8 protein-coding genes are annotated in these 12,225 nt (G+C 54.5%); 2 read left to right on the plus strand and 6 right to left on the minus strand.

Annotation, left to right across the window (positions count from 1 at the left end; genetic code table 11):
* Positions 1-71: 71 nt before the first annotated feature.
* A complete protein-coding gene (locus tag C5Y83_RS12750) occupies positions 72-1,877 on the plus strand; it encodes an NPCBM/NEW2 domain-containing protein (RefSeq protein WP_105330123.1) in 1,806 nt (601 codons plus the stop codon).
* Here the strand turns inward: C5Y83_RS12750 and C5Y83_RS12755 are convergent.
* The 5 genes from C5Y83_RS12755 to C5Y83_RS12775 all read right to left on the minus strand — a co-directional run bounded on the left by C5Y83_RS12755 (position 1,874) and on the right by C5Y83_RS12775 (position 9,041).
* Positions 1,874-2,722, minus strand: coding sequence for a lysophospholipid acyltransferase family protein (locus tag C5Y83_RS12755; RefSeq protein ID WP_105330124.1), 849 nt, complete (start codon positions 2,720-2,722; stop codon positions 1,874-1,876). The two genes, C5Y83_RS12750 and C5Y83_RS12755, sit on opposite strands and share 4 nt — an antisense overlap.
* 31 nt (positions 2,723-2,753) lie before the next feature.
* Positions 2,754-3,632, minus strand: coding sequence for a diaminopimelate epimerase (gene dapF, locus C5Y83_RS12760; RefSeq protein WP_199195035.1), 879 nt, complete (start codon positions 3,630-3,632; stop codon positions 2,754-2,756).
* Between the two features lie 175 nt (positions 3,633-3,807).
* Positions 3,808-4,149, minus strand: a complete 342-nt coding sequence (locus C5Y83_RS12765) for a hypothetical protein (RefSeq protein ID WP_105330125.1) — start codon at positions 4,147-4,149, stop codon at positions 3,808-3,810.
* Positions 4,150-4,394: 245 nt separating this feature from the next.
* Positions 4,395-7,628: an AsmA-like C-terminal domain-containing protein gene (locus C5Y83_RS12770; protein ID WP_105330126.1), complete on the minus strand. Its 3,234-nt coding sequence runs from the start codon at positions 7,626-7,628 to the stop codon at positions 4,395-4,397.
* Between the two features lie 87 nt (positions 7,629-7,715).
* A complete protein-coding gene (locus tag C5Y83_RS12775) occupies positions 7,716-9,041 on the minus strand; it encodes a glycosyltransferase family 39 protein (protein ID WP_105330127.1) in 1,326 nt (441 codons plus the stop codon).
* 332 nt (positions 9,042-9,373) lie between these two features.
* On the opposite strand from C5Y83_RS12775, the gene C5Y83_RS12780 reads away from it, so the two are divergent.
* Positions 9,374-10,972 carry an MFS transporter gene (locus tag C5Y83_RS12780; RefSeq protein WP_105330128.1) on the plus strand — a complete coding sequence of 533 codons (1,599 nt, stop codon included), beginning with the start codon at positions 9,374-9,376 and terminating at the stop codon, positions 10,970-10,972.
* A gap of 112 nt (positions 10,973-11,084) precedes the next feature.
* Here the strand turns inward: C5Y83_RS12780 and C5Y83_RS12785 are convergent, their stop codons facing one another.
* Positions 11,085-12,209: a glycoside hydrolase family 16 protein gene (locus tag C5Y83_RS12785; protein WP_233207204.1), complete on the minus strand. Its 1,125-nt coding sequence runs from the start codon at positions 12,207-12,209 to the stop codon at positions 11,085-11,087.
* Positions 12,210-12,225 lie beyond the last annotated feature (16 nt).

A 12,225-nucleotide genomic window follows, 5' to 3' on the forward strand; every position in this document is an offset into this window, starting at 1 on the left:
CGTGATCTGAGCTAATATATAGTTGTGCGCAGCCTACCTTCTTTCTCCCTCCCCCAAGGATCCGAATTTCCATGTGGAAGTTTGCTTTCTCGCTGTTGATGCTTCTTGTCGTTGGCCTCCCGGTGCTGGCCGACGAAACCTCGATTGCCCAAGCTTTGCAAGCCCGTGTGCGGGCCTTTCATGAAGGTGCCGATAAAGAAGACCTCAAGCTTCGCGTGATCTACTTTCATGCCGCCGACCGCGAACCGCTGCCGAAGTACCAAGAGCGGATCAACCGAATCGTGCTTGATATCAAGGACTTCTACGATACGGAGTTCGCCCGTGTCGGCTTGAAAGATGCCCAGTTGCCACTCGAAATGGACGGCGAGCAGGTCAAGATTCATGTCGTCAAAGGAGCCGAGAACCATGATGGCTACGGTTACGACGTTCAGTACGGCTTGAAGATGCTGCGTGAGATTGGCCAGCAACTTCGTGGACAAGTCGATCCAGAACGCGAGTTCCTGTTGATCTTGTGTGGTCTATGCGACAAGCAGGACGACGGGGTGTATAAGATTTACTCGCCGTATTATGGCCTCGGCGGAGCGAATCAGGTTCGCGGCATTTGCTTTGCTGCCGATTGCGAAATGCTCGACACGTTGAACCTCACCAAGACCGACGAGCCGTTTCGCTACAACGAACACAACCGCAATCAACGCCGCTCGCTGGCCGACTTCAACACCGTGTTCATCGGCGGCATGGCCCACGAATTGGGACATGGGCTAAGTCTGCCGCACAACCACGAACTTTCGTCCGAACGTTCGAAAGGCACCGCCTTGATGGGCTCGGGCAACTATACTTACCGCGCCGAGCTTGTTGGCAAGAAAGGCAGCTTCATGACGCTTGCCAGTGCGACACGAATGATGTGTCACCCTCTTCTGACGCAAAGCAACAAACAGCGGTTCGATCGTGGTCACGTTCGTGTTTCCAACGTGTCGTTCAGTGGCGAAGGGAAATCGCTGACCGTTCGCGGCAAAGTGGAATCGAACATCGAACCGTTCGCTGTTATTGCCTACAGCGATCCAGATGGGGGCAGCAACTATGATGCTTACCAGTGGACACGGGAAGTTCAGCCAGATGGCACGTTCGAGATCACACTCGACGAGCACAAGCCAGGTTCAAGTGCTTTGCGATTGAACTTCTGTCACGCTAACGGAGCGACCTCGGAAGTTGGCTACAATTTCACAGCGAACGAACAGGGAGAGCCGAATATCCAAGCTCTCAGTGACTCGCTGATTACCGGTGACATCGAACAGAAGCTGCATGACGGCGAACTGGCCGAAGCGAGAGCATTGGCTAAGAAGTACCTCGCAGCCCATCCCGATGCCACCATCGCGGACTTTCTCAAACAATGCCTGGCCTACGAAGGCACAACCACGCCGGTTTCCTTAGAGGATGTGACGGAAGACGAAACGTTTCTGTCCGATATCGCAACTGAGACCGAACAGGTTGAGTTTGGACGTCCCATGCGGAATGCCGTTTATCGATCGCGTCGCAGTCGCAGCGGTGGCTTCTTCCTGATGCCGGGCGGACAATTCCATGGCAAAGGACTGTACGCCCATGCGAAATCAAACTTCACGTTTGCTTTGGACGGACAATGGAAAAAGCTGTCCGCGGTTGCCGGCCTTCAGCCAGGTTCCTCAGACCGAGCTGGCGTCGTGTTTATCATCAAAGGAGACGGTGAAGAACTGTTTCGCTCGAAGGAAATCCAAGGAACGGACATCGCTCAGCTAGACCTCGACATCACCGGGGTGAACAAGCTGGAGCTGATCACCGAATCGACTGGCGAAAACAATCGCGGTTGCTGGTCGGTTTGGGGTTCGCCCAAGATCAGCCGTTAAGAGGCGGCACGAAACGGCAAAATGGCCGGTTCGCCGTCCGCCATTTCTTTCGCGGGCGGCCGCATGGGATTTAGATCACTTGCGGCCGCCTGTTGCCAAAAACGGCGCTTGGCGGAGGTATCTTTCTGCACCTCCAGCGGCGTAGCTGTCGGGAAGAACGCCACTTCGTTTTCGCCCGGCAAATGGGACTCCGCCCAGTTTTCAGCCGTGACGGTTAATTGCGTCAACATCCGCTGGACTTGCAACCGGTACGCTTCGGCCTGGTCACGATCCATCTTGCGAGGAACGTAGATCGCTTCCCCCATGATCATACGTGCGCGACTGAAAGGGCGGGGCAGGGCGAACTTGTCCCAAGTTCCCAGTCGCACCGGACGATCCATGCCGAAGCCCATCGGAATGAGCGGCATTTGCAGCTTCGAGGCCAAATAGATCGGACCTTGCGCCAACTCGCGACGTGGACCTTGTGGGCCATCGGGCGTGATGGCCAAATGCTGGCGGCGCGAAATCTTGATCAACTCTTTCAGCGCTGCGATGCTTCCCCAACTGGAAGAGCCACGGACGGTCCCAAAGCCCATCAGCGACGCCGCATGTGCGAGCCACTCAGCATCGCGATGGCGGCTTAAGAGCATTGAGATGTCACAATACCCCCGTAAAGCAAAGGGAATCGTGATGTACTCGTGCCAGAAAATATAAATGCCTCGACGCGGGCAAAAGGGATTCGCCGGATCGTTCTCGGCTTGGAAGTACATCGCCCGGATGTCCAACGTACTCATCACGGACTTCAGCATCGTCACCAGGGCCATACCGCCGGTTCGTGCAATCCAGGGATGAAGTTTCTTACGCATGGCATCCTTGCCCTTACCAACCTTTGGTAAGTTAGGCGAGTTCCGAATAAAGAGGCACACCCTGTGGTATCGTCCAGACACCACTGAAAACTTCTTCTGCCGGGCCGGTCATGTAGACATTATTGTCTTCTTCGCTCCAGTAGAGCTCCAAATCGCCCCCGAGCAGGTGGTTTACGATGCGGCGATGCAGCTTGCCTGCCAGCACGCCCGCCACGCAGACAGCACTAGCACCAGTGCCGCATGCCAAGGTCTCGCCACTGCCACGTTCCCATGTTCGTTGACGAACTTCGGTCGGGCTGATGACTTCAATGAATTCTACATTCACGCGGGCCGGGAACGGTGGAGCATGTTCGATTTTCGGACCGATCCCCAGCACCAAATCGTCGTCTGCTTTGTCGACAAAAATCACGCAGTGCGGGTTGCCCATCGAGACGCATGTCGCCTCGAACATTTGTCCGTCGATCTCAAGCTTCTCATCGACGACCGGTGTTCCGCCGAACGTGGTGGGAATCTTAGCCGCATCTAGGATCGGCTGCCCCATATTCACGGTCACACGCTGAGCCGTTACCCCATCGGTTTCCAATTCGACGGCCAATAGGCCGGCGCCGGTTTCGAGGCGGAGTTTCTCTTTCTTCGCGATACCGTGGTCGTAAACGAACTTCGCAACACAGCGGAGCCCGTTACCACACATTTCGGCTTCGGATCCGTCGGAGTTGAACATCCGCATCCGGGCATCGGCTACCTCGGAAGGCATGATCAAAATCATCCCGTCACCGCCAATCCCAAAATGGCGATCCGAAACAAGCGGCGCCAGCTTCTCCGGTGCAGCCGGGAGCGACTCTTCAAACAAATTCACATAGACGTAGTCGTTTCCGGCTCCGTGCATCTTCGTAAAACGCATCTGCGACATCAGGATTCCAAACTATGGGATTTTCTGGCAACGTTTCGAGAGCTTCTATCATATCGCGAAGGGGGTCTAGGAGTTAAGACCGCTATTGGCGACAATTCTACGCCGTTCGCAGGACCGTTACAGACTTTTCTTTGAGGAGCCAGATAGCAGAAAGCTCCCCCGTTTTGGACGAAAACTAGCCGCTGATATCGAGCTGTTGCCCCGTGATTCCGCCATCTTTTGGTGGTCGGTCGTCGTGGATGACTTCTCCTTCCACGTCCAACTCGTCGGCTTCTTCGGAGTGATTCTCGGGGCGTTCCCAGGCTCGGCGACCATCACCATCGCGGTCGGAAATCTTTTCGCTTTCGTCTGGGTCGCCAACGCCAGCAGCTTTCTCTGCTTTCTCGGCCGAATCGACCACGCGGGCCTGGTTGCTAGTGGCCTGTTGGGTCTGAGATACGTCAGACGAATTGCGCTGAGCTAGATCGCTACCTGCTACGCTAGCGGCAAACGACATTCCGGTCGGTCCGATACTCATCGCGTTGACTCCTCGACTAATCCTAGTTCGATTCATTCTCGAAAACGGATCAGGGACTCTCGTTGTAAGAAGAGTACCCCAGGATTAAGCCTGGGTCAGGATCCGCTGCAAGTCAAACGTCTACGGATACGTGAGAGCACGTCGAGGTGTTTTCCGCTATCTTAACGGTACTATCTGATATCATCGTCACAGACGCCCCCCATCTTCAGGGAGAATCTCGGCGATTCAGGGAATCGAGTCCGTATCTAATGAGGAATCGAATTACCACGTCGCACGCCAGCGGGCTGTTCCGGTAAAGGTGGTGCCCCGATCGGCAGGCGAACCGATTTTGCCGGGAAGAGCTGCTCCAGCGTTTGATTTACCATGGGGAAGATCTCTTGTTCGGTCGTTGGGTTATCGATCGTACCACCGACATGGATCACCATCAAACTGCGACTCGCTTCGCCAAGTACGGTTCGTACAACGGGCAAATCAAACGATTGATTACCGAATTCGGTGTAGAACTGCATGCTGATCTGCCCGTCGAGCTTCGCTTCGCCGTTCCCTTTCACCGAAAGGGCGTCGCCAGATAGGCGGATATCGTCGAGGTAGATGTAGTTGCCAGAAAGGCGATAGTTCACATCGGCTGTGTCGAAAGCATTCGTGTTTGGGAAGCGGGCATTCAGCACTTTCAACATCGCCACCGCTAACGGAAGCTGGTAGACGTTGGCATCACGCAGTTGAATCGAGCCTGAGCCTTCATAAGTGTATTCACTTTCCATGGTGCCGGTCATGCTAATGTTGCCGTAAACACGCCCCGAAGTTTGGGCTCGGTTTTGCTGGCCGGTATCGATCAGCATTTGGCCGACCGTTCCGTTGGCCAAGGCGACATCGACTTGAAACGGCTGCACGCCGGCCAGCAGCATGCGACTATCCAAGTTCACCATGCCACCGAAGGTGTTGGCCGTCACATGGCGTGGTGGCTCGTTATCGTTACGAGGGACATGACGACCCATCAGGAACTGTGTTTCGTCGATCCAAAACGGACCGCGGATATTCGACACAGGAATCCCACGACACGTGGCACTATCAAGTATGTACTCACCAAAGGTTCGCGTTCCTGTTTCGTCTGCTTGCCCCTCGAAACGAATCGCTCCGTAGATATTGTCGATGTGCGATCCACGCCGAATCTGCCCACCGGCCATGTGCGTGGTCATGTTCCAGTTCATCTGAATGGGTCGGCCAGGGTTGGGGTTTGATAGGACCACTTCGCCGTTGGCATGGAACATGGGGCCAATTTGTAATTGCTGTAGCGACTTCTCCAGTTTCTCGGGAACAGCCAATAACAAAGCACGATCGATCACAATGTTCTCGATCCGCAGATCTTGGAATCGAATTTGCCAACGTCGATCTTCCGGAAAGTAACAACTTCCGTTGGTCGAGACACGCACGTTGCCATGCTGAGCCGTGAGATTCTTCAGCGTGACTTGTCCGTTACGAAACTCGGCACTGCCAACGACGTCGTCCAGAACATAAGGAAAACCAACCGGCTCGACCGAGATTGCACGACCAGAAAGGTTACGACTACGTTCCCATTTTTGAGCGTTCACCCACAGATCACATTCTCCCTGGGCATCGGGCCAATGCAGCTGAACATCCATGTGATCGATCGACCCACGTGGACGCAATTGGTCCCATCCTTCTCGTCCAGACTCGGGCAGGGCGGCCTTGAGTTCATCATCGAGAGGAACATCTTTACAGGCAAACGTCAGATTCAAATCGCCTCGCTTATCGCCAGGGATTTCACGCCACGTTCCGCGACAGGTGATATGTCCACTATCGTTGAAGCCCGTGAGCTGCTCGATCGTGACAACACCATCTTTCCAAATAATGTGACCGTTGATATCCGAGATCGGATACTTGAACTTCTCGTATTTGACCGATGCGCCGATGATCTGCATCCGCAATGTCTTTTCCGCCTCGACGTTGGGATTGCTATGCGTGATCAACGTGAAATCGACGTTGGCTTGCCCTTGCAAATGGAAATCACAAGCAACGCCGTAAACACCATCGTGACAAACTTTCAGAGCATGCTCAAAGGTTGGATCCCAACTGATCGGGTCCAACGAGCGAATGCGAATCGGGCCACTGCTATTCGGGCCTGGGTCAGTCACACTGCCGATAATGGAGATCCGCGACTTGCCGGCATAGGCGGACAAATCGATATCGAGCAATTGGTTCTTCAGATCGATCTTACCACGTGCCTGAGTCACAGGATAAGGGAACTTGGAATAGACAAAGTTCGTACCGCGACAGTTAGCGTGAATCTCGGGAGTCCACCGCTTACCATCGAAGTCGAGCTTCACCGAGGCGTCCAGCGTGCCGGATGGCTGGTACCGTTCCCAGCTCTCTCGCATCGCGTACGGCAGCAATCCCTTTAGCCCCTCATGCAGGTTGAAGTTCTTCAGCGTGGCCGAGACGTGCATCGGGCTATTCGCGGCCCAGCCGGTTCGATCAAGCGAGGCACTAACCGAGCCGTTTTCGTAGTAAGCAACCAACTTTTCGATGCGTACGCCAGGGGGCGAAGCAATCACGCGTCCCTGAATGCGCTCGATGGTGTTCGGCAGTCGTGGATCGCTCCAACTTCCGTCACGAAGATCGATTGTGGCCAAGTAATTGATCGGCCCGTTGGCACTTCCGGAAGCTTGAAACGAGGCGTTGGCCATCCCACTGAGATGGGTCAGCTCTTTGATCTTCGCCCGCAGTTCTTCTGGAAATTGTTGCCAGAGATGGTCGTCGATTCGCAGATTGCTAACGGTTCCCTGCGTGGTGAACGATTGCGACTGTTCGTCGATCGTCGCCGTCAGTGCCGCAGATTCCCAGCTTTGCGAATTGAGGATCGCTTTGATCCGTTTTTGAATTCGGTTCTTGCCCGCGGCTTGACCGGTGCCTGGAACGACTTCGGTTTTGATTTCAAAATCAACGTCATCCAAGATTCGCCGAACATTGCCGCCGTGTCGGTCCGCTAACAGAAACGAAGCGTCCTGGACTTCAACCTCTGGATTGTCGTCCCCCCACTTAGGCGCGGGGAAGAGATGCCGGAGACTCAACTGGCCGTCCGCTTCCATCGTGGCTGTCAGCCGTGGACGCTTGACGACGATCCGATCGACCTGGAACTCGCCCGAAGCGAACTCCATTGGATTGGTCGTGCAGTAGACCATGATCTCGTCGACCGAGACCATCTCTTGCGTTTGATAGACGCTCGATCGCTTGGAAAGCGAGAAGCCTCGGATCTCGATGCCTTTACCCTCGACAAAGCGAGCAGAGCGGACCGAGACTAACAGATTGTCGTAATGACTGGCGAACTTCTGCTCGACATACGAGCGAATCTCGTTGTTCAGATTGTGATAAAGATAGATCCCCAGCGCGCACGCAACGATCACTACGATAAACGTAGTCCACTTCAGAAAGCGATATGTTGCGGAAAAATATCGACTCACCCGACTCTGGAATCCTTTCCAATGGGAGCATCCGGCGCTAAATCTTGGCAGAATCAGGCTTCCTGGTAAACGCCGGTTTGAAGCCTGCTAGCTTTTCTCGGTGAAATCGCTTTCCCCCTTGGTTGCGGGTACTTCAGCAGCATTCGGCCACGCTTTATGCAGCCAGCTTGCTAACAGCCCGGCACTGAGCACCGCCAACGCTAGCATTGGGGGCTGACGATAGCGGATCGAGCTAACAAAGACCATGTGCAGACAACAGAAATAGAAGATCGGCAGCGCGAGCAGCAAATACGTCCAAGATCGCCGGGCGTAAAGCGTCGTTCCCCATAGCCCTGTGACAACGATCGGCAAATAACCAGCCGCCAGAACGAAGGCCATCTTGCCGCTCATTTCTTCGTTATTGCCCAGCGGCGTCCAATATCGCCAAAACTTCACGGCCGCCAGTCGCATGACTTGAACTGGGTTATCAAAGGCCCACTCGATGGCGGCCTGCTTCATCATGGCATCGCGGCGTGATTCGTGTGTGCCAGGTAGCGGCTGGGTCGCTTCGGCTTCGATCGCTTGTAGTTGTTGCTCGAAGTCGTTCACAAAACGCATATCGCTGGCCCCAGTCGCGATCGGGCTAATGCCGTCGTAAAGACTGGCACCAACTTGCAGGGTCGTCGGCACAAACTGGCCAATCACTTGATAGTTGCGAACCCACCACGGAGTCATCACCATCGCAGCGGTTAAGGCGGCCATCGCATAGATCGCCAACTGCTGCTTACGCTGCGGGTAAAAAACGATTCCAAACGGCACGGCAAAGAAGGGGAACATCAACCAACTGGGACGCGTAAGAATGGCGATTCCGAAAACAACACCGGCCAATGCGGCAAAGTTAAGACGCTTCGTCATGGTCTCGCCCCTGAGTGCCACAATGATCCAACCGAGGTTCAACAGCATGAGCGGCGCAAAGGGGGCTTCGCTAAGGATGAAGACGCTCATCGCGATTGCCCCGGGGTAAAGGGCAACCAGCGCGGCCGCGATCACGGCGGCTACCGGATCGAACAACATCCGCGCGATCCACGCTGCCAGGGCGATTGCTGCCGCACCACAGACGATTCCGACCATCCGTAACGCCATCGTCGGCGGCTCATCCGCAAACCAGTAGAAAGGAGCCAACATCACGCAGTAACCAGGCGTTCGCGTCACATAGGCGGAGCCGTACGCGAAGTCTTCTCCCTTAGCGATGTGCCGTGCATGGATCTCGTAGCCGAGACTATCACCGAACAAAAATCGCTCACCTGCGGGCATTCTCGATTCCCACCAGACGGCCGCGCCGATCCGAACGAGAAGCCCCACAACCACGATCAAAGCCAGAAGCCAGAAAAACTCTCGCGGTTTTGGATTCGCAACTTGTTTTACGCTAGACATTTAGGTGGATGATTCTCGAATTTTGAGCCTTCAGCGTTCTCAGCCGACGATGCCAATCCTGGTAAGGCAGTAAAGCTGTGATCGTTTGTGCAATTTTAGGGTCTTGGGGGAAATCTTGCCGGAAATCGCCCCAGGACAATAGTTTACTTCCATGTTTGAGTCGGTATACTCGGACTGCCGCAACCAGTGCGAGCATCCATTCCTCGAAAATCTAATCTTCTCCAGTCTCACCCCATAGACTGACTAATACCGATCGCAAGCTGCCCATCTCCAGGGCGGTCGTCAATATTTCCCCCCATTATGCACATCACCGTGTAGGAGTTCTTCATCCCATGTCCACTGCCGAAACGTCGCAGCCGCCGCAATACAACCGGATGGCGCTTCTCATAGCCAGTTTCATGACCCTTATCGCCGCCGGTGTCGGTTTCGGGGTTCGTGCTGGGATCTTGAACGACTGGGCGAACCGTTACGGTTTCACCAAGGTGGAACTCGGGACGATCACTGGTGGTGGCCTGGTTGGTTTCGGTGTCACGATCATCTTCTTCAGCTTCCTGGCCGACAACTTCCTTGGCTACAAGAAGCTGTTGACGTTGGCATTCGTCCTACATGCCTTGTCGGTAATCATCACCTTAGCGGCAACTCCGGTTTTCTTATTTGCAGGTAAGGATGCCACCTACTGGTGCCTTTACGTTGGGGTGTTCATTTTCGCATTGGCTAACGGTGTGTGCGAAGCGGTCATCAATCCACTGGTGGCAACTCTGTTCCCAAAAGAAAAGACCCACTATCTCAATATCCTGCATGCAGGCTGGCCTGCTGGTCTGATCATCGGCGGTATCATCGGTTATCTGTTCTGCGGCGAAGGCGCTAAAATCGTTCACGCCTACTGGGAAATCCCGTTGGCACTGTACATGGTGCCGACGTTGATCTACGGCCTCATGGTCGTGAAGGAAGCCTTCCCACCGTCGGAAGCCGCCGCCGCAGGCGTGACAACAAAGGAAATGCTGCTTCAGTTCCTTTCGCCGTTGCTGTTGTTCCTGTTCCTGATTCATGCAATGGTCGGTTACGTGGAACTGGGTACCGACAGCTGGATCACGAACATCATGGAAAACGTGATTAAAGAGAACGCGTTCCTGCTATTCATCTACACTTCGGCGATCATGTTTGTCCTACGATTCTTCGCAGGACCGATCGTTCACAAGATTAACCCTCTTGGTCTGTTGTTTGTCTGTGCCATTTTTGGTTGCACCGGTTTGTATTGGCTTGGATCGGCCAACACCGGCTACGCGATTGTCGCCGCTGCTACGGTTTACGGCTTGGGTAAAACGTTCTTCTGGCCAACCATGCTGGGTGTGGTCGGCGAACGATTCCCGCGTGGTGGTGCCATCACGATGGGTGTGATGGGGGGTATCGGGATGCTTTCTGCTGGTTTGCTTGGCGGCCCCGGCATCGGCTACAAGCAGGACTACTTCGCCACGCAGAAGATGGAACAACTCGACCCAACATTGTTCGAGGAATACCGATCGGCCGAGAAAAAGTCATTCCTTTTCTTCCCAGAAGTCTACGCCCTCAATGGTGCCAAAGTGGGTGTCCTGAGCGACGATGGTGAGGAACTGGCACGACGTACCGAAATCGAAGAAAAAGAAGGGGGCGTCTCCAAAGAGACCCTGGCCCTCAATGAATGGTGGGACGCCAACAAGCCTGCTAACGAAGCGAAACTAGAAGAAACTCAGCGAATCGTCGAAGAAGCCAATATCTACGGTGGACGTATGGCGTTGAAGTGGACCGCCTTGGTTCCGGCGACAATGGGCGTTTGCTACCTGATTCTCGTTATCTACTTCCAATTGCAAGGTGGCTATAAGCAAGTCGTCCTGCATGGGGAAGAATCGGAAACCGAGAAGTACACTGGCGGTGTCGAGGGCCCCGTCGAGTAGTCCTCAACCGATATCCAGGTCCAATGAGAAAGGCGAGTCACGTTCGTGGCTCGCCTTTTTTTGTCGGTTCGTGTTCACCAGGTAGTCCTTGCCGGGCCGACGTGACTCGAGGTTACTTCAAAGGGGTTCCATCTGGGGCAAAGTTGTTCGGGTTGCGTCCTTTCATGATGCCCCGCACGTCCCCTTCGTCATCATACTGCCAGACTTTGACCTGGGCGAAGCGGACCTGAGCAGTCTTCCAGTCGGCCGGCCCGGCCCAACTCGGCAACCAGACACCGAGCGTAAGTTGCCCCGCCATCGCAGGAACCCATTTGTCGTTCTCAGCAATTTTTTTTCCGTCGAGATAGTGCGTGGCGACCTTTCCTTCGTACAAGGAATACTGATCTGGCCCGATTCGTTTGAGCGGATTTCCCCAGTACTCGCTGAACGGAACTGCAGGATCGTGAATCCAGTAGTAACCTTCTGCTTCCACAACTTGCTTATCGGTGATTCCTGGCAGCGGACGGAGTTGAGTTCGCCATTCCGTGGTGAGCGTGTGATACTCGCCGTCGATGGCATCGGCTACGTCAAAGAAGCGGTTATCGTGGCGGTTTTGGAGAAACGTGTTATACATCGCACGATTAAAGTCACCCGACTTGCCGAACTCGGGGAAGTCGAGTTCCGACCAATACTCGTTAACCGCCATGTTGTAGGCTGGCATGTGCGGATTATAGAGCGGGACATCGGCTTGAAACGCATTCTTTCTCGCCGAATCACCCTCCACCCAGCGATAACCGTACGTCCAAATCGCTGGGACACAGCCCTTCGGTTTAACCGGATCGGCAGGACCACCAGAATGCGATTGCTTGGTCCCGATTTTCAGAACGACCTCGAACCGTCCCGAAGCGAAGTACGCTTGGCTGACGATCACTCCTCCAACCCGCGTCTTGTTTCCCCACCATCCTTGAACGGGGCCATCATAACGATCGCCGTGCGCAGTGCAGACCAAGACGTTCCGTGACTTACCATGCACTTCGTCCGTTTCAATCGCCACATTCTCAGGCACCACGCCATGGTTTCCGTCTCCCCATTTTTTTCGATAAACGTACCACTTTTCGGCGTCAATCTTTTCCGACGACCAATCTTCTTCGAGTGTCAACCTCGCCCCGGGGGGTAATGAGGGTAGATCTTGAGCACGGGCGAGACCAACACTGCTGGCAACAATTCCAACAACACAAAAGAGCATACGCAAAGTCATATCAGAGGTGATTCTC

It is taken from the genome of Blastopirellula marina (assembly GCF_002967765.1).
In the GTDB taxonomy this organism is placed as follows: Bacteria; Planctomycetota; Planctomycetia; order Pirellulales; family Pirellulaceae; genus Bremerella; species Bremerella marina_A.

Coding starts and splice junctions, on each gene's coding strand:
- C5Y83_RS12750 (WP_105330123.1), top strand. CDS start 72: ATGTGGAAGTTTGCTTTCTCGCTGTTGATGCTTCTTGTCGTTGGCCTC.
- C5Y83_RS12765 (WP_105330125.1), bottom strand. CDS start 4,149: ATGAGTATCGGACCGACCGGAATGTCGTTTGCCGCTAGCGTAGCAGGT.
- C5Y83_RS12785 (WP_233207204.1), bottom strand. CDS start 12,209: ATGACTTTGCGTATGCTCTTTTGTGTTGTTGGAATTGTTGCCAGCAGT.
- C5Y83_RS12780 (WP_105330128.1), top strand. CDS start 9,374: ATGTCCACTGCCGAAACGTCGCAGCCGCCGCAATACAACCGGATGGCG.
- C5Y83_RS12755 (WP_105330124.1), bottom strand. CDS start 2,722: ATGCGTAAGAAACTTCATCCCTGGATTGCACGAACCGGCGGTATGGCC.
- C5Y83_RS12775 (WP_105330127.1), bottom strand. CDS start 9,041: ATGTCTAGCGTAAAACAAGTTGCGAATCCAAAACCGCGAGAGTTTTTC.
- dapF (WP_199195035.1), bottom strand. CDS start 3,632: ATGTCGCAGATGCGTTTTACGAAGATGCACGGAGCCGGAAACGACTAC.